Annotated in this window: 18 protein-coding genes; 8 read left to right on the top strand and 10 right to left on the bottom strand. The window is 68.1% G+C overall.

Annotated features, from left to right (window positions below; translation table 11 throughout):
* Positions 1 to 180 precede the first annotated feature (180 nt).
* From ACF66B_RS10515 to ACF66B_RS10485, 7 genes are all read left to right on the top strand, one after another.
* Positions 181 to 939, top strand: coding sequence for an electron transfer flavoprotein subunit beta/FixA family protein (locus ACF66B_RS10515; RefSeq protein ID WP_111432147.1), 759 nt, complete (start codon positions 181 to 183; stop codon positions 937 to 939).
* Positions 939 to 1,865, top strand: a complete 927-nt coding sequence (locus ACF66B_RS10510; protein WP_392662541.1) for an electron transfer flavoprotein subunit alpha/FixB family protein — start codon at positions 939 to 941, stop codon at positions 1,863 to 1,865. Before ACF66B_RS10515 ends, ACF66B_RS10510 begins: the two co-directional genes overlap by 1 nt.
* A 20-nt stretch (positions 1,866 to 1,885) precedes the next feature.
* Positions 1,886 to 3,685, top strand: a complete 1,800-nt coding sequence (locus tag ACF66B_RS10505) for an acyl-CoA dehydrogenase (protein WP_111431924.1) — start codon at positions 1,886 to 1,888, stop codon at positions 3,683 to 3,685.
* The gene (locus ACF66B_RS10500) at positions 3,685 to 5,337 is read left to right on the top strand and encodes an electron transfer flavoprotein-ubiquinone oxidoreductase (protein WP_111431923.1); all 1,653 of its coding nucleotides are present in this window, start codon (positions 3,685 to 3,687) and stop codon (positions 5,335 to 5,337) included. The genes ACF66B_RS10505 and ACF66B_RS10500 overlap by 1 nt, the downstream gene beginning before the upstream one ends.
* Before the next feature lie 44 nt (positions 5,338 to 5,381).
* Positions 5,382 to 5,828 (top strand): MaoC family dehydratase, encoded by a 447-nt coding sequence (locus ACF66B_RS10495; protein WP_111431922.1) that lies wholly within the window; start codon positions 5,382 to 5,384, stop codon positions 5,826 to 5,828.
* Between the two features lie 36 nt (positions 5,829 to 5,864).
* Positions 5,865 to 8,156, top strand: coding sequence for a 3-hydroxyacyl-CoA dehydrogenase/enoyl-CoA hydratase family protein (locus tag ACF66B_RS10490; protein ID WP_111431921.1), 2,292 nt, complete (start codon positions 5,865 to 5,867; stop codon positions 8,154 to 8,156).
* An 88-nt stretch (positions 8,157 to 8,244) separates the two neighbouring features.
* The gene (locus ACF66B_RS10485; RefSeq protein WP_111431920.1) at positions 8,245 to 9,885 is read left to right on the top strand and encodes an acyl-CoA synthetase; all 1,641 of its coding nucleotides are present in this window, start codon (positions 8,245 to 8,247) and stop codon (positions 9,883 to 9,885) included.
* 88 nt (positions 9,886 to 9,973) lie between these two features.
* Here ACF66B_RS10485 and ACF66B_RS10480 read toward each other — a convergent pair whose 3' ends face one another.
* The 5 genes from ACF66B_RS10480 to ACF66B_RS10460 all read right to left on the bottom strand — a co-directional run bounded on the left by ACF66B_RS10480 (position 9,974) and on the right by ACF66B_RS10460 (position 17,344).
* Complete coding sequence (locus tag ACF66B_RS10480; protein ID WP_111431919.1) at positions 9,974 to 10,909, bottom strand: pirin family protein; 936 nt, start codon at positions 10,907 to 10,909, stop codon at positions 9,974 to 9,976.
* A gap of 105 nt (positions 10,910 to 11,014) precedes the next feature.
* Positions 11,015 to 12,838 (bottom strand): glycoside hydrolase family 15 protein, encoded by a 1,824-nt coding sequence (locus ACF66B_RS10475; RefSeq protein ID WP_111431918.1) that lies wholly within the window; start codon positions 12,836 to 12,838, stop codon positions 11,015 to 11,017.
* 146 nt (positions 12,839 to 12,984) lie between these two features.
* Entirely contained in the window at positions 12,985 to 16,194 is a 3,210-nt protein-coding gene (locus ACF66B_RS10470; protein ID WP_111431917.1) for an efflux RND transporter permease subunit, read from the bottom strand.
* On the bottom strand, positions 16,191 to 17,141 hold the full coding sequence (locus ACF66B_RS10465; RefSeq protein ID WP_111431916.1) for an efflux RND transporter periplasmic adaptor subunit: 951 nt from the start codon (positions 17,139 to 17,141) through the stop codon (positions 16,191 to 16,193). The genes ACF66B_RS10470 and ACF66B_RS10465 overlap by 4 nt, the downstream gene beginning before the upstream one ends.
* Positions 17,142 to 17,143: 2 nt before the next feature.
* Positions 17,144 to 17,344, bottom strand: a complete 201-nt coding sequence (locus tag ACF66B_RS10460) for a DUF2892 domain-containing protein (protein WP_111431915.1) — start codon at positions 17,342 to 17,344, stop codon at positions 17,144 to 17,146.
* A 126-nt stretch (positions 17,345 to 17,470) separates the two neighbouring features.
* Here ACF66B_RS10460 and ACF66B_RS10455 point away from each other — a divergent pair, with 126 nt between their 5' ends.
* Complete coding sequence (locus tag ACF66B_RS10455) at positions 17,471 to 17,779, top strand: metalloregulator ArsR/SmtB family transcription factor (protein ID WP_111431914.1); 309 nt, start codon at positions 17,471 to 17,473, stop codon at positions 17,777 to 17,779.
* A 33-nt stretch (positions 17,780 to 17,812) separates the two neighbouring features.
* Here ACF66B_RS10455 and ACF66B_RS10450 read toward each other — a convergent pair whose 3' ends face one another.
* From ACF66B_RS10450 to ACF66B_RS10430, 5 genes are all read right to left on the bottom strand, one after another.
* Entirely contained in the window at positions 17,813 to 18,811 is a 999-nt protein-coding gene (locus ACF66B_RS10450) for an HAD family hydrolase (RefSeq protein ID WP_392664856.1), read from the bottom strand.
* Between the two features lie 108 nt (positions 18,812 to 18,919).
* Positions 18,920 to 20,572, bottom strand: a complete 1,653-nt coding sequence (locus ACF66B_RS10445; RefSeq protein WP_111431913.1) for an arylsulfatase — start codon at positions 20,570 to 20,572, stop codon at positions 18,920 to 18,922.
* Between the two features lie 290 nt (positions 20,573 to 20,862).
* Positions 20,863 to 21,234, bottom strand: a complete 372-nt coding sequence (locus ACF66B_RS10440) for a response regulator (RefSeq protein ID WP_111431912.1) — start codon at positions 21,232 to 21,234, stop codon at positions 20,863 to 20,865.
* A gap of 71 nt (positions 21,235 to 21,305) precedes the next feature.
* Positions 21,306 to 21,911, bottom strand: coding sequence for a response regulator transcription factor (locus ACF66B_RS10435; RefSeq protein WP_111431911.1), 606 nt, complete (start codon positions 21,909 to 21,911; stop codon positions 21,306 to 21,308).
* 41 nt (positions 21,912 to 21,952) lie between these two features.
* Complete coding sequence (locus tag ACF66B_RS10430) at positions 21,953 to 23,887, bottom strand: ATP-binding protein (RefSeq protein WP_111431910.1); 1,935 nt, start codon at positions 23,885 to 23,887, stop codon at positions 21,953 to 21,955.
* Positions 23,888 to 23,993: the final 106 nt, after the last annotated feature.

The raw sequence follows: 23,993 nt of genomic DNA, 5'->3' as shown, positions 1-23,993 counted from the left end.
CCCGGAGGACGCCCGTGATGCCAGCATCGGACATCTTGCCACCCTTGCGCCGGCCGCTCTGAGAGCGCCGCCGCCGGAGCGGTCCTTCGGATATCCCTGGCCGGGCTGCGCCGGCCGCCGACCCCGTGCGAGGCCCCTGGCGGGCCCGTTCGAGGAGAGAATGGAAGGAGACCTGCCGTCATGAAGGTCCTCGTGCCTGTGAAGCGGGTGATTGACTACAACGTTAAGGTTCGCGTGAAGGCGGACGGGAGCGGCGTTGATCTTTCGAACGTGAAGATGTCGATGAACCCGTTCGACGAGATTGCGGTGGAAGAGGCGATCCGTCTGAAGGAGAAGGGTGCGGCGAGCGAGGTTGTCGCGGTATCGATCGGCGTGAAGCAGGCGCAGGAGACGCTGAGGACGGCGCTGGCGATGGGCGCGGACCGTGCGATCCTTGTGACGGCGTCGGAGGACGTGCAGACGGACATCGAGCCCCTGGCGGTTGCGAAGATCCTGAAGGCGGTGGTCGATGCGGAGGCGCCCGGCCTGGTGATTGCGGGCAAGCAGGCGATCGACAACGACATGAACGCGACGGGCCAGATGCTGGCGGCGCTCCTCGGCTGGGGTCAGGCGACGTTTGCCTCCGAGCTCGAGATCTCGGGCGATGTGGCGAAGGTCACGCGCGAGGTGGACGGCGGGCTTCAGGTCCTGGAGGTGAAGCTTCCGGCGATCGTGACGGCGGACCTCCGCCTCAACGAGCCGCGCTACGCGTCGCTGCCGAACATCATGAAGGCGAAGAAGAAGCCGCTCGAGGAGAAGACGCCCGGGGATTACGGCGTCGATGTCACGCCGCGGCTGAAGGTGGTGAAGACCGCGGAGCCGCCGGTGCGCAAGGCCGGCGTGATGGTGGGCTCGGTTGACGAGCTGGTGGCGAAGCTCAAGGAGACGGGGGCGATCTGATGGCGGTTCTGGTCTACGCGAAACACGACAATGCCACGCTGAACGACGCGACGTCGAAGGCGATGACGGCGGCGAAGGCGATCGGCGGCGAGATCACGGTTCTGGTTGCGGGCGAGAACTGCGGCGCGGTTGCGGCCGCGGCGGCGGAGCTCGAGGGCGCCTCGAAGGTGCTCCACATCGAGGGCGCGCAGTATGCGCACCGTCTGGCCGAGCCGCTGACCGATCTGGTGATGAGCCTGGCCTCGGGTTACAGCCACATCGTCTTTCCGGCGACGACGACGGGCAAGAACGTGGCCCCGCGGGTTGCGGCGCTGCTCGACGTGATGGTGATCTCGGACATCACCGGGGTGGTGGATGCCGCGACCTTCGAGCGTCCGATCTATGCCGGCAACGCATTGCAGACGGTCGAGAGCTCGGACAGCGTGAAGGTCCTGACGGTGCGGGGCGCGAGCTTCGAGGGCGTGGGGTCGCAGGCGGCCTGCCCGGTGGAGACGGGCACGGCGGCGGCGGATCCCGGGGTCTCGTCCTGGGTCGAGGACCGGGTGCAGGCGAGCGACCGTCCGGAGCTGGCGTCGGCGAAGGTGATCGTCTCGGGCGGCCGGGGTGTCGGTTCGGAGGCGAATTTCGCCCTCATCGAGGGTCTGGCCGACAAGCTCGGCGCGGCGGTGGGCGCCTCGCGCGCGGCGGTCGACTCGGGCTACGCCCCCAACGACTGGCAGGTCGGGCAGACCGGCAAGGTCGTCGCCCCCGATCTCTACATCGCCGTCGGCATCTCCGGCGCGATCCAGCATCTCGCCGGCATGAAGGACAGCAAGGTCATCGTCGCCATCAACAAGGACGAGGAGGCCCCGATCTTCCAGGTCGCCGACTACGGCCTCGTCGCTGACCTCTTCGACGCCGTCCCCGCACTCGCCGACAAGATCTGATTTCCCCAGGAGACCGGTCCATGACCTATGCTGCCCCCCTGAACGACATGCTGTTCATCCTGGAGGATCTTTGCGGCCTCGAGGAGATCGCGAAGCTTCCGGGCCTCGAGGATGCGACCCCCGACATGGTGGCCGCCATCCTCGGCGAGGCCGGCAAGTTTGCCGGCGAAGTGCTCGCCCCCCTCAACCGGATCGGTGACGAGAAGGGCCTCGGCTTCGTCGATGGCGCCGTCACCACCCCCGAGGGCTGGCGCGACGCCTACCTGACGCTGGTGGAAATGGGCTGGAACAGCCCGACCGCCTCGCCCGAGCACGGCGGGCTCGGTCTGCCCGCGGCGGTGAACGCCTGCATCCAGGAGATGTTCGACGGCGCCAACACCGCCTTCCAGCTCTGCCCGATGCTGACGCAGGGCGCGATCGAGGCGATCGAGGGCTATGCCACGGACGCGCTCAAGGAGACCTACCTGCCCAATCTCGTGACCGGCGTCTGGACCGGCACGATGAACCTCACCGAGCCGCAGGCGGGCTCCGATCTCGCCGCGATCCGCTCGCGCGCGGTGCCCGAGGGCGATCACTACCTCGTCTCGGGGCAGAAGATCTTCATCACCTACGGTGAGCACGACATGGCGGAGAACATCATCCACCTTGTGCTCGCCCGCCTCCCCGATGCGCCGGCGGGCGTGAAGGGGATCTCGCTCTTCGTGGTGCCGAAGTTCCTCGTCAATGCCGACGGCACGATCGGCGCGCGCAATGATGTGCGCTGCGTCTCGATCGAGCACAAGCTCGGCATCCACGCCAGCCCGACCTGCACGCTCTCCTTCGGCGACACAGGCGGCGCGGTCGGCTATCTCGTCGGCGAGCCGAACCAGGGCCTGCGCTACATGTTCGCGATGATGAACATGGCGCGTCTCGGCGTCGGTCTGCAGGGCATCGGCATCGCCGAGCGTGCCGGCCAGATCGCGGCGGCCTATGCCGCGGAGCGCAAGCAGGGCGCCGCGCCCGGCATCGAGGGGTCGGCCGCGATCATCGAGCACCCCGACGTGCGGCGCATGCTCGGGCTCATCCGTGCCCGGACCCAGGCCGCACGCATCCTCGCCTACCGGGCGGCGGCAGCCCTCGATCACGCCGGGCGCAGCACCGATCCGGAGGTGGCGGCGCGCCATCAGCGCCGGGTGGATCTGCTGATCCCGGTGGTCAAGGGCTGGTCGACCGAGATGAGCATTCTCGCCGCTTCGCTCGGCGTGCAGGTCCACGGCGGCATGGGCTATATCGAGGAGACGGGCGCGGCCCAGCATCTGCGCGACGCCCGCATCACCACGATCTATGAAGGCACGACCGGGATCCAGGCGCTCGACCTCGTCGGCCGCAAGATCCAGCGCGACAATGGCGCCGCGCTCGGCGAGCTGGCCGAGGACATGCGCGGCTCGCTCGCGGCACTCGAGGGGGATCTCGGCGGCGATCTCGACTGGGGCGCGATGCGGGGCATGGTGGCCGAGGCCACCGGCATCGTCGAGAGCGCGGCCGACTGGCTTGTCTCCCAGGGCGCCAACGACGGCGCGGCGACGCAGGCGGCGGCCACGAGCGTCCTCGAGCTCTTCGGCGTCTGCCTCGGGGCCTGGGCGCATGCCGATGCGGCGGCCGCGGCGGCCCGGCGGCTCGCGGCGGGAGAGACCGGCAGCCATCTGGGCGCGGCCCTGCGGCTCGCGGATTTCTACCGCACGCAAGTGTTCCCGCAGGCTCAGGGCCTTGCCGCCTCGGCGATGCAGGGTGCCCGCTCGGTTCTCGCGCTCAGCCGTGAGGATCTCGGGGTGCCTGCGTGATGCCGGGGGGACCGGAGCGCGAGGCGGCGGACTATGACGTTGTCATCGTCGGCGCCGGTCCTGCCGGTCTTTCGGCAGCGATCCGGCTGAAGCAACTCGACGGCGACCTTTCGGTCGTCGTCCTCGAGAAGGGGTCCGAGGTCGGCGCGCATATTCTTTCGGGCGCGGTGCTCGACCCCTGCGGGCTCGATCTCCTGCTCCCCGACTGGCGTGACAGCGGCGCGCCGGTCACCACCGAGGTGCGCCGGGACGAATTCTATCTGCTCGGTGCGGCGGGGCAGTGGCGGCTGCCGCACTGGCCCATGCCGCCGCTCCTGTCGAACCATGGCAACTACATCGTCTCGATGGGCAATGTCTGCCGCTGGCTCGCGGAGCGTGCGGAGGCCCTCGGCGTCGAGATCTTCCCCGGCATGGCCTGTTCCGAACTCGTTTTCGGGCCTGGCGGGGAAGTGGAGGGCGTTGTCGCCGGCGAATTCGGCAGGTCCGCCGACGGCACGCCCTCCGACACCTACGAGCCCGGCATGGAACTGCGCGGCAAATACGTGCTGATCGCCGAGGGAGCCCGCGGCTCGCTCGCCAAGCAGCTGATCGCGCGCTTCGGCCTCGATACGGAGAGCGGGCCGCAGAAATACGGCATCGGCATGAAGGAGATCTGGGAGATCGATCCCGCGAAGCACCGCGAGGGCACGGTCACCCACACGATGGGCTGGCCGCTCGGCAAGAACGCGGGCGGTGGCGGCTTCATCTATCATGCCGAGAACAACCAGCTCTTCCTCGGCTTCGTCGTCCATCTCAACTACGCCAATCCCTATCTCTATCCCTATGGCGAGTTCCAGCGGCTCAAGGAGCATCCGCTGGTGAGGGAGCTGCTCGAGGGCGGCAAGCGGGTCGCCTACGGCGCGCGGGCCATCACCGAGGGCGGCTGGCAGGCGATGCCGAAGATGACCTTCCCCGGGGGGGCGCTGCTCGGCTGCTCGGTCGGCATGGTCAACGTGCCGCGCATCAAGGGCAATCACAACGCCATGCTCTCGGGCATCGCTGCCGCCGAGGCGGCGCAGGCCGCGATCGCGGCAGGGCGTTCGGGCGACGAGCTGCCGGATTACGAGGCGGCGGTGCGCGGCGGCGCGATCGGGCGGGACCTGAAGAAGGTCCGCAACGTGAAGCCCGTCTGGTCGAAGCTCGGGCTCAAGGCCTCGCTGCTGCTCGGCGGCTTCGACATGTGGACCAACACGGCCGGCTTCTCGCTTCTCGGCACCTGGAAGCACGGGAAGTCGGACGCGGAGGCGACGGAACCGGCGGCGCGGCACAAGCCGATCGACTATCCGAAGCCCGACGGCCGGACGAGTTTCGACCGGCTGACCAACGTGTCCTTCTCGATGACGAACCACGAGGAGAGCCAGCCCTGTCATCTGCGGCTCGCGGATCCGGACGTGCCGCTGCGGGTGAACCTGCCCGAGTTCGCCGGGCCCTCGGCGCGCTACTGCCCGGCCGGGGTCTACGAGTTCGTCGAGGACGGGGAAGGCGGCATGCGGTTCCAGATCAACTTCCAGAACTGCGTCCACTGCAAGACCTGCGACATCAAGGACCCGAGCCGGAACATCACCTGGACGACGCCGCAGGGTGGCGACGGCCCGAACTATCCCAACATGTGACGACCGGGCTCCGCAAATGCGCCCCCGAGCAAGGAACAGAGACCATGAACGAGCTCAACGGCTATGACATCGAGGATCTCGAGGTGGGCATGAGCGCCCGGTTCTCGAAGACGATCACCGAGGCCGACATCATCCTTTTCGCAGGCGCCTCGGGCGACAACAACGCGATCCACATCAACGAGAACTTCGCCAAGACGACGCCGTTCGGCGGCCGGATCGCGCATGGTTTCCTCACCGCGAGCACGATCTCGGCGGCGATTGCCAACCGGCTGCCCGGACCGGGCACGATCTATGTCTCGCAGCAGATGCGTTTCGTCGGGCCGGTGCGGCCGGGCGACACGGTGGATGCCGTGGTGACGGTGAAGGAGCTCGTCCTGGATCGGTGCCGGGCCGTGCTCGAGACGGTCTGCTCCGTCGGCAACAGCGTTGTCGTCGAGGGCGAGGCGGTGGTGAAGACCACCTCGCGCGCCCGCCGCGAAAAGGCCGCCTGACCCGAAACTGACGCCGAGACGGCGAGGACGATCCCCGTGACCGATGCACTGACCGAGGCGCCGCGCGGCGCAAGCACATCCGGCCCCCGACCAACGCCGTTCCGGCAGGCCTGGGCCGTCGCGCAGAGCGGCCTCTCCCGCGCCGCCGTCATCGGTGCGGGCAGCATGGGGGCGGGCATCGCGGCGCAGTTCGCCAATGCCGGGGTGCCGGTGGATCTGCTCGACATTCCGGCGGACAAGGGCCGGCGCGATGCCCGCGCCGAGGCGGGTATCGCGGCGCAGCTCCGCGCGGGCGGCTTCATGGGGGAGGGCCCGGTGGCGCTCGTGAGCACCGGCAATGTCGAGGATCATCTCGACAGGCTGGCGCAGGCGGACTGGATCATCGAGGCGGTGATCGAGGATATCGCGATCAAGCGCGATCTCTATGCGCGCATCGAGGCGGTGCGGAAACCCGGCGCGCTTGTCTCCTCGAACACCTCGACCCTTCCGCGCGCCGCCCTCGTGGAGGGGTTTGGCGCGGGGTTCGCGGCGCATTTCGCCATCACGCATTTCTTCAATCCGCCGCGCCACATGGAGCTTCTGGAGCTCGTGGCCGAGCCTGGCAGCCCGGCGGCGGGGCTTGCGGCGGCCGGGCGCCGCGTGCTCGGCAAGACGGTGATCGACTGCCGGGACACGCCGGGTTTCATCGCCAACCGGATCGGCTGCACCTGGATGTCGGTCTCGGTGATCGAGGCGCTGCGGCTCGGGCTCGGTGCCGAGGAGGCCGATGCGGTCCAGACGGCTTTCGGTGTGCCGCGGACCGGCGTCTTCGGGCTGCTCGATCTCATCGGCATCGACGTGATCCCGCATATCTGGGGGTCGCTCATGCGCGCGCTGCCGGACGAGGACACGATCAACCGCTTCGATCTGCCGGCTTCGGCGGCGGTTCAGGGCATGATCGCGGCGGGCCGGTTCGGCCGCAAGTCCCGCGCGGGCTTCTACCGCAGGGGCGCGGACGGCACGCGCGAGGTTATCGACTTCCAGACCGGCGACTATCGCCCGCAGGAGGCGTCGATCCGGTTGCCGGGCGAGGGGCGCGATCTTGCCGCGCTGCTGGCCGACGGCTCGGCCTTCGGCGCCTATGCCCGCGCCGTGCTCGGCTCCATCCTCGACTATGCGGTGGAGCACACGTCCTCGATCGCGCGCGGGCCGGATGCCGTCGATGCGGCGATGGAGCTGGGCTATGGCTGGCGGCGCGGGCCGTTCCGCATCCTGGCGGACCTGCCCGAGGCGGTGGTGCGCAGGGCGTTTCTGCCCGGCGATGCGGCCGGGTCCGCGCGCCTTGCGGCGGCGTGGCCGGAGGCGCGCGCGGCGCGGCTTCAGGGCGGTGCGCGCGCCGGGGCACCGAAGGACCGGCTTGCCCGGGCCCGCGCGGCGGACGACAGGCTGCTCGGCAATGACGCGGCGCGGCTCTGGGCGCTGGGCGATCGCATTGCCTGTTTCGAGATTTCGACGAAGGCGAACGTGCTCGACGAGGATGTGCTCGACACGCTCGAAGCCGCACTTGCGGTCGCGGGCCGGGCCTATGACGCGCTGGTGATCGGCAACGGCAATCCGCGCAGCTTTGCGGCGGGGGCCGATCGCGGCGCGCTCGCGGGACTGATCGAGGCCGGGGCGTGGGACGTGCTCGAGGCGCGGCTCCTGCGCGGCCAGAGGCTTTTCGGCGCCTTGCGCGGGCTCGATCAGCCGGTCATCGCCGCGATTTCCGGCACCGCCCTCGGCGGCGGTTGCGAGCTGGCGCTCCACTGCCATGGCGCGGCCGCCCATGCCGAGGCGGCGCTCGGGCTCACGCAGGCCGCGGCCGGTCTCATGCCGGGCTGGGGCGGTACGGTGCGGCTTCTGGCCTCGGCGCTGGCGCGCGACCCGGCGCAGGGCACCGCGCGTGCCTTCGAGCTGCTGTTGCGCTCGCGGCCGCTGGGCTCGGCCCGCGAGGCGCTCGCGGCCGGGCTGCTTCCGGAGGCCACGGAGATCGTGATGCACCGGGGCGACGTTCTGGAGGCGGCGGTGGCGATGGCGGCTGCGGGTGTGGCAGCGCGCCCGGCCCGTCGGACGCTCGCCATCGCGCCGGGCGGTGCGGCGGCCCGCGAGGCGCTGATCGCGCCATTCGCCGCGCAGCTCGGTGCGGCGGAGCGTGCCGCGGCGCGCGAGATCGCCTGGGTGCTGACGGGCGGCGAAGCGGCCGGGGAGGTGACGGAGGAGGCGCTGCTCGGGCTCGAGCATGCCGCCTTCATGAGACTGGCGCGGCGGCCTGAGGCCTCCGCGCGGATCCGGCCTGCACGGGCGGGATAACGGCCCCGGCGCGCCGGAAGAGAATGGATCCTGCCGCGCCCGGTATTGCGCGAAAGGCAGGCAGATTGCTGGAGGAGACACCGCAGACATGACCCACAACATCTACGAGATCGGGCTTGAGCCCAATCCGGCAAACTTCCTGCCGCTGACGCCGGTCAGCTTCATCGAGCGCACCGCGGCGATCTACCCCGACCGTCTCGCGGTGGTCCACGGCACGGTGCGGCGGACCTGGGCCGAGACCTGGGCGCGGTGCCGCCGGTTTGCGAGCGCGCTCGAGGCACGCGGGATCGGCAAGGGCGACACGGTGTCCATCATCGCCTCCAACATTCCGGAGATGTTCGAGGCGCATTTCGGCGTGCCGATGACGGGTGCGGTGCTCAACACCATCAACACCCGGCTCGACGCCGAGGCGATTGCCTTCATCCTCACCCATGCCGAGGCGAAGGTCGTCCTCGTCGATCCCGAGTTTTCGGAAGTGGCCGAGCGCGCGATCCATATCGCCGGGCTGCGCGGCTGCATCGTGGTGGACATCGAGGACGCCTCCTATGACGGCGGTCACAGGGTCGGCTCGCTCACCTATGACGAACTGCTCGCGAGCGGCCGTGAGGACTACGCCTGGGAGCTCCCTGCCAACGAGTGGGAGGCGGTCAGCCTCAACTACACCTCCGGCACCACCGGCAACCCCAAGGGAGTTGTCTATCATCACCGGGGCGCCTATCTGAACGCGCTCTCGAACATCGTCACCTGGGGCATGCCGCAGCATCCGACCTATCTCTGGACGCTGCCGATGTTTCATTGCAACGGCTGGTGTTTCCCCTGGACGATTGCGGCGACGGCGGGTGTTGCGGTCTGCCTGCGTGCGGTGCGGGCGGACGCGATCTTCGACCTCATCCGTGCCGAGAAGGTAAGCCATTTCTGCGGCGCGAGCGTCGTGCTCGCCATGCTCGTCCATGCGCCCGACGAGTTGAAGAGCGGCCTGCATGCCGGGATCAAGGTGATGACCGGCGGTGCCCCGCCCCCCGCGGCCGTCATCGCCAAGATGGAGGCGCTGGGCTTCGACGTGACCCATGTCTACGGGCTCACCGAGACCTACGGGCCTTCGGTGTCCTGCGCCTGGCAGGAGAAGTGGGACGGCCTCTCCGGGGACGAGCGGGCGCGGCTCAAGGCACGCCAGGGTGTCCAGAGCATCGCGTCGGGCGGCCTGATGATCGCCCGTCCGGGCAGCCTCGAGCCGGTGCCCTCCGACGGCGAGACGATCGGCGAGATCTTCATGCGCGGCAACAACGTGATGAAGGGCTATCTGAAGAACCCCTCGGCCACCGACGAATCCTTCCAGGGCGGCTGGTTCGCCTCGGGTGATCTCGGTGTCATGCATCCCGACGGCTACATCGAGATCAAGGATCGCTCGAAGGACATCATCATCTCCGGTGGCGAGAACATCTCCTCGATCGAGGTCGAGGACGTGCTCTACAAGCATCCCGAGGTGATGGAAGCCGCGGTGGTCGCGCGCCCCGACGAGAAATGGGGCGAGACGCCTTGTGCCTTCGTGCGGCTGCGCGAGGGATCGGCGGCGACGGAGAAGGACCTGATCGGCTTCTGCCAGCAGAACATGGCGCGATTCAAGGCGCCGAAGACGATCATCTTCGGGGATCTGCCGAAGACCTCGACCGGCAAGGTGCAGAAATTCATGCTGCGCCAGAGGGCCCGGGACCTCGAAACCGCGAGCTGAGGCGCACGGGCGGGGGCTCGTCTCCTCCGCCCTGCAAACATCACCGGGCGCCGCGCGGCGCCCGGTTTCGTGCCTTGCGCAGGACGGCTCAGCCGGGCAGGGGGATGAACTCCGCCTTGTCGTCCACCGGCAGGTCGAAGAGGCCCTTGCCCCAGTTTGCCGCCCGCCATTCCTCCTTCGCCGTCTCGATGCGGTCGCGGCTGGAGGCGACGAAGTTCCACCAGATGTAGCGCGGCCCCGCCATCGTCGCGCCGCCGAGCGCCATCAGACGCGCGCCCGCCTCGCCGGCGGCGACGGTAATCCGGTCGCCGGGGCGGAAGACCATCATCCGGCCCGCCTCGAAGACCTGGCCCGCCACGGTGACCGAGCCCTCGGTGATGTAGAGGCCGCGATCCTCGTGGTTCTCGGGTAGCGGGAAACGCGCACCGGGGGCGAGCACGACATCGAGGTAGAAGGTCTCGGAATACATCGTCGCCGGCGCGCTCTCGCCATAGGCCTCGCCCAGGATCAGCCGTGCGGTGATGCCGCCGTCCGAGATTTCCGGCAGCGCCTCCTTGCCATGGTGCTCGAAGCTCGGCGCGATGTCCTCGCGGTCTTCGGGCAGCGCGATCCAGGTCTGGATGCCGAAGAGGCTGCTGGGGCCCTTGCGTGCCGCCTCCGAGGTGCGTTCGGAATGGGTGACGCCCTTGCCCGCCACCATCCAGTTGAGCGCGCCGGGCGTGATGACCTGGTCGGAGCCGATGCTGTCGCGGTGATGGAAATCGCCGCGATAGAGATAGGTGACGGTGCCGAGCCCGATATGCGGGTGCGGCCGGACATCGATGCCCTGGCCGGTCAGGAACTCGGCGGGGCCGGCCTGGTCGAAGAAGATGAAGGGACCGACCATCTGGCGTTTCGGCGCCGGCAGGGCGCGGCGCACCTCGAAGCCGCCGAGGTCGCGGGCGCGCGGGATGATGAGGGTTTCGATCGCATCCGTGCCGATATCGTCGGGGCAGCCGGGGTCGAGGGCAGGATTCCAGCTCATGGCGCTCTCCTTGTAGCCTGACCCGAAGGTAGTCCGCCCGGCCCGCCGCTCAAAGGGCAAAGCCGTTCGCGCCCGGCGAACGCGGGGTTGCGCCGGGCGGGCCCGCTATTCGTGGGGCGGGGTGCGGTCGTTGTCGCGGCGGCGGGTGAGGATGAGCGCGGCCATCACGAGCCCCACATGACTGAAGGCCTGGGGGTAGTTCCCGAGCATCCTGCCGGTCTTCGGATCGACTTCCTCGGAGAGGAGGCCGAGATCGTTCGCGATGGCGAGGAGCCGTGCGAACAGCGCCTCGGCCTCGTCGAGCCGGTCCTGCAGCGCGTAGACCTCGACGAGCCAGAACGAGCAGAGCAGGAACGCGCCCTCGTGGCCCTCGAGCCCGTCATGGCCGTCCGTCTTGTAGCGCAGCAGGAATCCGTTCACGAGCAGCCGCTCCTCGATCGCAGCGACGGTGCCGATCATGCGGGGGTCCTTCGGTGGCAGGAAGCCCACCAGCGGCAGCATGAGCAGGCTCGCGTCGACCGTGTTCGAGCCGTAATACTGCGTGAAGGTGCCGAGCCCCGCATTGAAGCCGCATTCGCAGACCTCCGCATGGACCTCTTCGGCCAGCGCCCGGAGGCGGGCCTGTTCCGCGAGATCGCCGTCATTGCCCGCAGCCTTCGCGGCATGGTCGAAGCCGACCCAGGCCATGACCTTGGAATAGACGAAATGCTGCGGGTCGCCGCGCACTTCCCAGATGCCCTCGTCGGGCTTGTGCCAGGCATGCGAGAGGAAATCCATCACCACCTTGCGGTAATCCCCCTGCCGGCTGTGGGGCGGGAGGCCGCGGCGGGTGGCGAGCGCCAGCACATCCGCGACCTCGCCGTAGACGTCGAGCTGGAACTGGTTTGCCGCAGCGTTGCCCACCCGCACGGGCCGCGAGTTGGCAAAGCCCGGCAGCCAGTCGACCTCCCATTCGGTCAACACCCGCTCGCCCGCGAGGCCATACATGATCTGCAGCTGGTCCGGCGAGCCCGCCACCGCGCGGATCAGCCAGTCGCGCCAGGCCTGGGCCTCGCGCCGGAGGCCTGTCTCGAGGAAGGCCTGGAGGGTGAAGGCGCTGTCGCGCAGCCAGCAGAAGCGGTAATCCCAGTTGCGCACGCCGCCGAATTCCTCCGGCAGCGAGGTGGTCGCCGCCGCGGCGATGCCGCCCGAGGGAATGAAAGTGAGCGCCTTCAGCGTCAGCAGCGAGCGGAGCACCGCATCGCGCCAATCGGGGCGCATCTTGCGCGGCAGCCTGATGCGGTCGGTGAAGGCATCCCAGTAGGCGCGGGTCGCGGTGATCGCATCCTCCGCCTCCACCGGCTGCGGCTCGGCGCCGAAGGAGCGGCCGTGGCAGAGCACGAATTCCCGCACCTCGCCCGCGGCGATCTCGAAATCGCCGACGGTGCGCAGATCCTCGCCATGCATCTCGACATCGGTCTTGAAGATGAAGAGATCGGGACCGGCGATCGCGTGCCACTCGCCCGGACCGATCTGCTGGACCCAAGGCACGGTGCGGCCGTAATCGGCGCGGATGCAGAGGACGCAGGTCATCTCGACGCGCCCGGAAAGCCCCTCGACCCGGCGCACCACCATCGGCGCGCCCTGGGGCATCGCCATGAAATCGGTCACCCGGACCGAGCCCTCCGGCGTTTCGTGGACGGTCTCGAGGATCATCGTGCAGGATTCGTAGGCACGGCGCGAAGTGCTTTCGCCCTTGGGGGCGAGCAGCCAGTGGCCGTTGTCCTCGGTCCCGAGCAGGCGCGCGAAGCAGGCGGGGCTGTCGAGGCGGGGCCAGCAGAGCCAGTCGATCGAACCCGTCCGCGAAACGAGCGCGCAGGAGCGCCCATCCGCAATAAGCCCGTAGTCTCCGATCGAGGCTTGCGCCGTCTCCTGCTCCGGTTCCGCCATCTTGCCCTCACGTTTTCGCGATCCGTGACGGAGCTTTGCCAATGCGCGGCCCGGGCACAAGCCATTTGGCGGAGGAACGCGCCAGATGTGGCGTCGATCGGGTGAAATTCCGGTACCGGGCCATGTTAAAGGCCCGGTGCCGGGGCTCAGGTGCGCAGCACCCGGTAGATCGCCGGGATCACCAGCACGGTCAGCAGCGTCGAGGAGGCGAGCCCGAAGAGGAGCGAGATCGCGAGGCCCTGGAAGATCGGATCGCTGAGGATCACCGCCGCCCCGATCATCGCCGCGAGCGCGGTGAGCAGGATCGGCTTGAAGCGGATGGCGCCCGCCTCGATCAGCGTCTCGGTCAGGGTGTGATCGGGCCGCCCGCCGTGGCGGATGAAATCGACGAGCAGGATCGAGTTTCGCACGATGATGCCCGCCAGCGCGATGAAGCCGATCATGGAGGTCGCCGTGAACGGCGCGCCGAAGAGCCAGTGGCCGCCAAGGATGCCGATGAAGGTGAGCGGGATCGGGGTGAGGATCACGAGCGGCACCCGGAACGAGTGGAACTGCGCGACGACGAGAATGTAGATGGCGAGCAGTGCCACGGCGAAGGCGGCGCCCATGTCGCGGAAGGTGACCCAGGTCACCTCCCATTCGCCGTCCCAGAGCAGCGTCGGCTGGCTTTCGTCCTCGGGCTGGCCGTGGAGGCGGATCACCGGTTTCGGGAGGTCCGTCCAGTCCTGTGCGTCGAGCGCCTTCTCTACCGCGAGCATGCCGTAGAGCGGCGCCTCGAAATCGCCCGCGAGTTCGGCCGTCACCATTTCGGCCGAGCGGCTGTTGTGGCGGAAGACTGGAAAGGAGGCGCGCTCCTCGTTCACATGCACTACATCGCCGAGCTCGACGACGCCGCGATCGCCGGGCAGGACATTGGCGGGGATCGGCGTGGTGAGGAAGCGCTCGTCGAGCGTCTTGTCGCCCGCGGGCCGCTCGATGCGGATCGGAATCGGGTGGCGCCCGCCGCCGCGGTGCGAATAGCCCACGGTCTCGCCGCCGCCGAGGATGGCGAACGTGTCGAAGACATCCGATTCCTGCACGCCGTAGAACTCCGCATCATCGGTCGAGATCATGGCCCGCAGCCGACGCGCGGGCTCGCCGAAGGAATTGTCCACATCCACGATGTAGGGCACGGAGCGGAACGCCGCCTCGACCCGCGCAGCCACCGCGCGCCGGGTTTCGGCGTCGGGGCCATAGATCTCGGCGAGAAGGGTCGCCATGACCGGCGGGCCCGGCGGCGGCTCGACCACCTTCATCGAGGTGCCCGGCGGAACGGCGATCTCCCTGATGCGCTGGCGGATGTCGAGTGCGATGGCGTGGCTCGCCCGTTCGCGCTCTCCCTTCGGCACGAGGTTGATCGCGACATCGCCCATCTCGGGGCTCGCGCGCAGATAGGCGTGCCGCACGAGGCCGTTGAAGTTGAAGGGGGCGGCGGTGCCGGCATGGACCTGCGCCGAATGCACCTCCGGCAGGGCCAGCACCTCGCGTGCGACCGCCTGCGCGACGGCGTCCGTCGCCTCGAGCGAGGCGCCTTCCGGGAGATCGATCACCACCTGGAGCTCCGACTTGTTGTCGAAGGGCAGCAGCTTCACCGTCACGTGCCTGGTGTAGAAGAGCGAGAGCGAGCCGAGGGTGAGCACGCCCACGACCGCAAGGAAGATCCAGCTTCGCGCCTTGCTGGCGAGGAGTGGTGTTGCCACGGCGCGATAGGCGCGCCCGAGGGCGCCGCCGCCCGCCTGGCCGTGGTCCGCCGCGGCGTGGACGGGGGCCCGGCCCGCAATGCGCAGCATGAGCCAGGGCGTTGCCGTGACCGCGACGAAGAAGGAGAAGACCATCGCGGCCGAGGCATTGGCCGGGATCGGGCTCATGTAGGGGCCCATCATGCCGGAGACGAAGAGCATCGGGAGCAGTGCCGCCACCACCGTGAGCGTGGCGACGATGGTGGGGTTGCCGACCTCCGCCACCGCCTCGATCGCGGCCTGGCGGCGGTCCTTGCCCCCCATCGCCCAGTGCCGGGCGATATTCTCGATCACCACGATCGCGTCGTCGACGAGGATGCCGATCGAGAAGATGAGCGCGAAGAGCGAGACGCGGTTGAGCGTGTAGCCCATGAGCCAGGACGCAAAGAGCGTGAGCAGGATCGTGACCGGAATGACCACGGCCACGACGATACCTTCGCGCCAGCCGATGGCGATGACCACCAGCCCGACGATGGAGACCGTCGCGAGGCCGAGGTGGTAGAGCAGTTCGTTGGCCTTCTCGTTGGCGGTCTCGCCGTAGTTGCGCGTGACCTCGATGGCGATGTCGCCGGGGACGAGGCGGCCCTCGAGGCTCGCGACCCGCTCGAGGATCGCATCGGCCACCGTAACCGCGTTGGCGCCTGCGCGCTTCGCGATGGCAAGTGTCACCGCCGGCGCCCGGCCGCCGCCGTCCGCCGAGAGGGTCGAGACCATGAGCGCGCCGCTTTCGGTCGAGAAGCCCACATCGGCCACGTCGCGGACATATACCGGACGGCCGTCGCGGGTGGTGACGAGCAGGTTGCCGATGGCCTCGGGCGTGCGCAGGGTCTCGCCTGCGATCATCGCGACTTCCTCGCCGCCATTGCGCACGAGCCCGGCGGGGAAGGCGCGGTTCGCGCCCTGGACCTTGCCCGCGAGCTGCTGGAGGGTGACGCCGTAGAGCGCAAGCCGGTCGGGATCGGGCGCGATCCGGAGCATTTCGCCGGTCTCCCCGACGAGATAGGTGAGGCCGACATTCTCCACCTTCGCGACCTCCGAGCGCAGCTCGCGCGCGATGCGGGTGAGATCGTTCGCGCTGATCCGGCCCGCCGCCTCGGGCCTTGGCGCGAGCGTGAGCGAGAGGATGGCCACGTCGTCGATGCCGCGCCCGACGATCAGCGGCTCGGGGATGCCGACCGGAATACGGTCCATGTTGGCCCGGAGCTTCTCGTGCACGCGCAGGATCGCGGAATCGGACGAGGTCCCGACCTCGAAGCGGGCGGTGACCATGACCTTGTCGTCATAGGACTGGGAATAGATATGCTCGACGCCGTCGATCCCCTTCACGATGGTCTCGAGCGGTTCAGTCACGAGCTTGACCGCATCCTCGGCCCGGAGCCCTTGGGCCGGCACGATGATGTCGACCATGGGCACGGAGATCTGCGGCTCCTCCTCGCGGGGAAGCGAGACGAGGGCGAGCAGGCCGAAGACGAAGGCGGCAATCAGGAAGAGCGGCGTCAGCGGCGAGGTGATCATCGCCCGCGTCAGCGCGCCCGCGAGCCCGAGCCTCGGCGTGTCACTGGAATCGAAGGGTGTCATGGCAGAACGAGCTCATCTCCGGCGGCAAGCCCGGTCAGCACCTCGACGCGGTCGCCGTCGGGCTCACCGAGCACGACCGCCCGTGCGACCTCCGTGCCGGCTTCGGTCACGGTGACGAAATCGATGCCCGAGCGGGTCTCGACCGCGGTGGCGGGTACGAGGATCGCCGGGCGTTCGCCGACCGGCAGTTCGACGGGAATGCGGGCATTGACGAAGGCGTCAGGCAGGTCCGTGACCTCGACATCCGCCGTCACCCGCCCGCCCTTGATCTCGGGATAGAGCTTGGCAAGCCGGCCCTCCTGGTGACCGTCGGCGGTGCCGATGCGGATCGCCGCCCCCTGTTTCAGCATGGCGGCATGGCGCTCGGGCACCGCGAGGCGGAGGAAAAATCCGCCGGATCCAATGGTTGCCACGGGCTCGCCGGCGAGAATGACCGCGCCGCGGGTTACCGGCACGGTCAGCACCCGCCCGGCCGCCGGCGCGATCACGTCGCCCTCCTGGCCCTGCTGCACCACGACATTGCGGCTTGCCTCTGCCGCGGCGAGCTGGCCGCGGGTCACGTCCACCGCGGTGCGGAGCTGGTCGAGCTGCTGGGCGGTGACGACACCGCGCTGGATCAGGCTCTGGCCGCGCTCGAGATCGGTTTCGGCGGTGGCGAGCTGCGCCTTGAGCGCGGCGATCTGCGCGTCATAGGCCGCGATCTGGAAACCGATCTTTTCGTCATGCACGGTGGCGATGCGCTGGCCTGCCGAGACCGCGTCGCCTTCCGTCACGAGCAGTTCCTCCACCACGCCACCGATGCGGGCGCGGGCCGGCACGTCGTTGCGCGGCGAGACGGTGCCGTAGACCGCCTTCCATTCGGTGACGGTTTCGGGCGCGATGGTGACGGTCTCCGCCACCGCCGGGGCGCTGGCGGCGAGACCAAGGGCAAGGGCGAGCCAGCGCATGGTCAGAACGCCGTGCCGGGCTTGACGCCGAGTTTCCGGAACGCCATCGCCGCCGGGCAGAAGCCCGTGAAGGCTGACTGGAACATGTTGAGGCCGATGAAGACCGTGAACCAGACGAAGAGCGGAGAGACGAATGCCGTGAGCAGCACGGAAACCAGTACCATGACCCCGGCGAAAGCAAGAACGGAACGGTCGAGCGACATGTGAACCTCCATCTGTCTGTCGAAGCGGAACGGGCGGCATCCTGGCAGGGATTCGTGCCCGGCGTCGCCGCTTGACATATATATTATCATATTCTAATTTATCAATACATAAAACGCGAGGTGCCGATGGCGACGGATCCGGATGAAGGCCTCGAGGCCCATGCGGGCGAGGTGAGCACAGCCCTCCGCCTGCTTGCAAACGAAAAACGGCTGCTGGCGCTCTGCCATCTGGCGGGAGCTGGGGAGATGTCGGTGGGGGCGCTGAGCGAGGCGGTCGGCCTCAGCCAGTCAGCCCTTTCCCAGCATCTGGCACGGCTCCGCGCCGACAGGCTGGTGACGGCGCGGCGTGACGGGCAGGTGCTGCATTATCGGATCAGCGATCCACGGGTCGAGGCGCTCCTCTCGGCGCTGCGCGTCATCTACTGTCCGAAGTGACGGGCGGCGCGCCGCGCGCCGTGAGGCACGCTCTTACTGGTTGCCGGTCCAGATCTTGCCCCAGTCCTTCTCCATGTCGACGAGGAGCCAGCCATTGGCCTGCGCGTCGTCGAGCCCCTTGTCGAGCTTGCCGATATGGCTGTCACGGTCATAGGCGAACTCGCGCTTCGCGTCGGTGTGGTGCACCAGAAGGCCGAAATGCGGGCCCTCGGCGGTGGTGACATATTGCAGCATCTCGTAGTCGCCGTCGGAATTGCCGGCGGCAAAGATCGGGCGGGTGCCGATGACGCGGTTGATGCCCACGGGCTTGCCCGCCTTGTCGTCGATGAAGGTGATGCCGCCTTCCTTCATCAGGCTGGCCTTGCCGTCCTCGAAGACGTATTTCGTCGTGCCCTCGGAGCCGACCACCTGGGCCGGCGGGATATTGTAGGCCTCTTCCGAGACCGAGCGGATGAAATCTACGCCGCCGCCGGAGACGATATAGGTGGTGAACTCCTCGTCGCGCAGGTAGCTCAGCAGCTCGACCATCGGCTGGAAGGTCATGCCGGCATAGGTGAGGCCCGAGGTCGGGTGTTTCGTGGTGGTGAGCCATTCCCTGGCGCTCGCGTCGAAATCCGCCACGCTGATGTTGGCATGCGAAACGTCGAGGACCTCGATGAGCCCCTGTTCGCCGCCGGCCATCACACCCTGCATGTCGCCTTCCGCCGCGGCCTTGAGCGGCGGGGAGGTGAGGATCGAGGGATCGGACTTCGCCTTCTCCTCCACCATGTCGATGGCGTAGAGCGCCTGGAAATAGGCCGGCTGCTCGCTCCAGAGCGTGCCGTCATTGTCGAAGACGGCGATGCGCGCCGCCTCGGGCACGAAGTCGTCGCTCTCGGGATCAGTCACGCTCTCGACGAAGGCGATGATCGCGGCCTTGGCATCGGTGTCGTTCCAGGACGGAAGCGGGTCGGCATGGAGCGGCGCGGCGGCCGCGAAGCTCATCGCGAGCGCGGCAATCGGCGCTGCGAGGGCGTGGGCTGGACTGTCCATTGTCATCAGAACCTCCGGGAGTGACGGGCGGAAAAGGCAGCGCCGGGCCCTCAAGGGCCCGGCGGTGTCGGCGGGGGCGAGGGGCTCCCGCCGATTGTTCAGGCCGGATCAGTTGCCGGTGGGCATGCCGATGTTGACACCGTCCTTCGACATCTGTTCCCGCACCCACTGGAACTTCTCGTAGTTCGAGAGGGTGATCGGTCCAGTATAGCTCTCGCTCTGCAGCTTGCGCGGCGGATATTGGACGTAGGTTTTCATGAGGTTCGAGATCGCTTCGTTCGCCGAAACCAGCGTCCAGGTGTGTTCGGTGAAGTTGGTCATGAAGATGTCGTAGCGTTCCTGCGGATCCTGCAGCAGGTCGAAGACCTGCGGCACTGTCGCGACGTAGGACGACGCGCCCTTCCAGCCGAGGTTGGTGTCGACCGCCAGACCACCGGTCGGCTGCCCGTCATCGCCGCGCAGGTTGAAGACATACTTGTAATGACCCACGCGGGCCGCTCCGGGGGAGAGTTCGTCTTCGGTGAAGTAGAACCAGCTATTGCGCTCGGACGGGCCGGCGCCAGTCCAGACCGGGGTCATGTCGTAGCTGTCGAAGACGATCGGCTCGCCTTCGCGGTCGTTCTTCGGGAGTTCCTCGCCCGCCAGCGCGGCGAAGGTCGCCATCAGGTCGAGACCGCCGAGGATGTCGTCGCTCTTGGAGCCGCCGGCCACATGGCCCGGCCAGCGCACCATGCTGGGAACCCGGTTGCCGCCTTCGCGGACGGTGCCCTTGGTGCCGCGGAAGGGGGTGTAGCCCGCATCCGGGTAGACGTCCTGCCAGGCGCCGTTGTCGACGGTGTAGAAGACGACGGTGCTGTCGGCGAGGCCGAGATCGTCAAGCTTGGTCAGGACGTTGCCCACGCGCGTGTCGAGCTCGACGACCGAGTCGGCATACTTGGTCTTCGAGATCGACTTGTGCTCGAATTCCGGCGCCGGCATGTTCGGCTGGTGGTTCTTCATGAAGTTGACGTTGATGAAGAACGGGGTGCTCGTGTCCTTTGCGGCATCTTCGAGGAACTCGACCGCCGCCTGTTCGACATACTTGTCGAGGAAGGGAATGCCCACGAGGCCCTGTTCCGGCGTGTCAACGTATTCGCCGTTGACCTTGAAGTCTTCCTTGGCCTCTTCGCCGGCATTGCCGGAGAGCGCACCCTTTGTCACCTTCTGGAACATGTCAAGCAGTTCCGGGCTCATGTCCGGGAACCATTTCGGATCGGTGTAGGTGTAGGCGTTGAGGTGATAGAGGAAGGCATACTTCATCACGTCGTAGCCTTGGGCGTTCGGGAGCGCGTAGTCGCTCTCGCCGAGGTGCCACTTGCCGGTGAAGTAGGTCTTGTAACCTGCTTCCTTGAGAACCGAGGCCAGCGTCCATTCCGCATGGGGAAGACCGCCACCCTGGCCCTGGAAGGCTACCGTGGTCATGCCCGAACGGTTCGGGATGCGGCCGGTCTGGATCGCGGCGCGGCCCGGCGTGCAGGACGGCTGGCCGTAGAAATTGGTGAAGACCATGCCCTCTTCGGCGAGCTTGTCGAAGTTCGGCGTCTGCATGCCGCGTCCTTCGCCGCCGAGGTAGGGCCCGAGGTCGCCCCATCCGGTATCATCGGAGACGATGAGCAGGATGTTGGGCTTCGATCCGGCCGCCTCCGCACCGCTCGCCTCCTGGGCGAAGACGGCTCCGGCGGGCCAGACGACCAGCGCGGTGACAAGCAGTAGTTTCTTCATCAGATGTTCTCCGGCATGAAACGGGGGGCGGGACAGAGCCGGTGCCGGATCCTCGAGAGATCGCTGCAGGTCGGCTTCAAGGCTGTCACGGGATCCGCTCCCCTTCCTTCGATTGACCCGTCGCACGATGTGGCCGGGTGTGTCTGGACGCCGCACCGACCGGATCGGGGCCGCGCCGCACAAGCGGATCAGCTCCGGCCCGGTTGCGTCGACCCGTGGTGCCAGCTTGCGCGACGCCGATGCACTCCGTGAAGTTGGACCTAGTACCTACACCGCGGAAATCGCGGGCCTCAGCCTGGCGGGCTGGCCGCGAGAAGCCGTTCGAGTTCAACGCGCTGGACGGGTTTCAGGATATAGGCCACCGCTCCGGCCGCGAGGCAGGCCTGGCGAGCGCCGGGTCTGTCGAGGCCGGTCATCACCACGATCTGCGTCGCCGCGCTGCACAACCGGAGGGCCTGCAGCAGGTCGGTGCCACGCAGGCCCGGCAGGTGAAGGTCGAGTAGCACATGATCGAGCGGCATCCCGGCGGCGTCGCCGAGCAGGGCCTCGCCCGAAGCGTAGACCGCCGTACTAAACCCGAGCGACCTCACGACGCGCGACAGCGCGCGGCAGACGCTCGCGTCATCATCGACGATTGCAACGAGACGGGACTGGATTTCCATCCCGTGAACCTAGCCTGCGCGGCGCTCGCGCGACAGTTGGCCTCAGGTCCAATGCCCGGGCCGCCGCTGCGTCAGCCGCGGTGGGTCACGACCTGGCGCACGAGATCGGCGATGGTGCGGGCCTGCATCTTCTGCATCAGTCGGCCGCGATGGACCTTGACCGTTTTCTCCGCGACGCCGAGCTCGGCAGCAATCTGCTTGCTGAGCTGCCCGGCGACGACACCGTCGAGCACTTCGCGTTCCCGCGGCGTGAGCAGACCGAAGCGGTCCTCGAAGCTGGACTGCGCGGCACATGCGGCCCGCGCGTCGCGGTCGCGCGCGAGCGCATCGCCGACGGCGGCGAGCAGGGCTTCGGCCTCGACCGGCTTGGTGAGGAAATCGACCGCGCCGCCCTTCATCGCACGGACGCCTGCGCCGAGATCACCCTGCCCGGTCAGGAAGATCAGTGGTGGCGCGGAAGGGGCTGCGGCAAGCCGGGCCTGCAGGTCGAGCCCGTCGGAGCCGGGCAGGCAGAGGTCGACGATGACGCAGCCGGGTATGGCGGGATTGTGGCGGGCGAGGAATTCCTCGGCGCTGCCATGGCCCTCGCTGCGATATCCGGCCGCAGCGAGCAGCCGGGCCAGTGCGCGCCGCACCGCCGGATCATCATCGACGAGGTGCAGGACCGGTCCTGTCATACGATCCTCTGCCCGATCCTCTGGTTCGATCGTTGTCGTCGTCATGGTCCGGATGCCCTCTCTCGAATGCCTGTCTGAAATGCCTTCTGCGGCGCTGGAAGCGCCAGAATGACCCGGGCGCCGTCAATCGCGCCGGGATCGAAACCAAGCCGCCCGCCATGGGACTGCGCGATTGTGCGGCAGATGGAGAGGCCGAGCCCCAGACCGTGTGATTTTGTCGTGACGAAGGGCCGGAACGGGTCGGGTCCGAGACCGGGCGCCAGGCCGGGGCCGTGGTCGCGCACCGAGAGTTCGCGCCAGCCGTCGGGGCGGAGTCGGGTCGTGACCACCATCTGCCGGCTTTCGGCGGGCTGGTCGGCCATCGCATCGGCAGCATTCATCATCAGATTGAGCAGCACCTGCTCGAGCTGCGCGCGATTGCCGTGCACCATTAGCTCGTCGCCGGCCTTCCGCGCCTGGATCTGCACGCCGCGCAGGATGAGCTCGCTGCGGGCGAGCGTGATCGCGGAGCTCACCACGGCGTTGAGATCGACGAGCGTGAACTCGTTCTCGCCCTTTTCCATCAGGCGGCGCAGTTCGCAGATGATCCCTGCGGCGCGCCGGTCGTCCTCGGCGATATCCTCGAGAATTGCGGTGATTTCCTCGAGATCGGGTGCCGAGGCCTTCGCGAGCATCGCGCCGGCCTCGGCATTGGCAAGGATCGAGGTGAGGGGCTGGTTCAGCTCGTGTGCGAGCGCGCCCGAAAGCTCGCCAAGCTGGGCAACGCGGGAGACATGGGCGAGCTCAAGCCGCCGGGCAGAGGCTTCCCGCTGCGCGCTGCGCCGCCGCCTGTCCTGCACGACGAGCGCCGCGATCGTGCCCGACTGCATCAGGATCACCGTGACCGCGAGCAGGATCTGGATCCGGTAGCGTTCCCAGGCAGAGGGATCGTGGAAAAGGATCTCGGTGCCCGGCGGCAGGCGGTCCGGGTCGAGCCCGAAGCGCATCAGCTGGCGCCAGTCGACGACCGGGGTTTCGGCCATGAGCTCGACGGTGGCGGGCTCCGCCGCGCCCGAGAGGACGCGCAGCGCAAGTTCGGCCATCGCGGTTCCGATCGCCTCGAAGCGTTCCACGCTGCCGCCGACGACGCCACCGCCAACATGGGTGTCGTAGACGGCATAAACCGGGGCAGACGATCGTTTTGCGATCATGCTGGCGGCGTTGACCGGCGCAAATGTCTGGCCGTTGGCATCCTCGAAGACGGAGAGGATGATGACAATGGTATCCGGAGACAGGCTGGCGGCGAGGTCCTCGAACCCCGGGAGCGTCAGGCCAGAGACATAGTCGATCGAAAGTTCGGTCTCTCCGGCGAACTGGCGGCGGGCGAGTGCCTGCCAGTTGCGGTCGATCCGGCCCGATCCGGTCAGGATCACCACATGCGTCGCCTCGGGCTGGAGGGCGCGGGCAAAGGCGAGCGTGCCTGCAATCGCATGGGAGCTGGTGATGCCGTGAATGTCCGGAGGCAAGGTTTCGCCTGCAATCGCATCCGTGCCGACACCGCCGAAGATCACCGGCACGCCGGGTGCGAATTCGTCGCGATGCGCGCGCAGGAACTCGTAGGCCGTGTTGCCGAAGGCGAAGATCGCATCGAAGGTCAGGCCACTGTAACGCGCGGTGATCTGGTTGGTGAAGTTCTCGTCTGCGGCGTCACCGGGAAAGCGGAAGGCGTCGCGATACTCGCTGTAGGCCTCATAATCCGAGCCGAATGCGGCATCGAGAACCTGTTTCACGCCATCGGTTGCTTCCCGGTTGGCCGCGAGCATGCTGTGCGCGGCATAGATGAGCAGGAAGCGTTTCTGCTGCCGTCGTCCGGGGGGCTCGCTCGAATCTTGTCGTAATACGAGCGTCTCGCTCGCACGTGCCGCCGGTGCGCCGGTGAGGTTGAGCCCGAGCAGCAGGAGGCTCGCGAGCACCGCAAGGCTGGTCCGAAATGCCACGCGGGGGCGCAGCTTCGGCAGCGGTGTCGGGAGAGCCCAGGTCAACTGCGGCAAGACGGTACACCGGAACTGGAGCGGCCTCGCTGACCGCCGCCTCCAGCATAGG

Source organism: Amaricoccus sp. B4 (genome assembly GCF_043226085.1).
In the GTDB taxonomy this organism is placed as follows: domain Bacteria; phylum Pseudomonadota; class Alphaproteobacteria; order Rhodobacterales; family Rhodobacteraceae; genus Amaricoccus.
The sequence above is the reverse complement of the archived record's forward strand: the minus strand, read 5'-3'. Positions and strand labels throughout refer to the sequence as shown.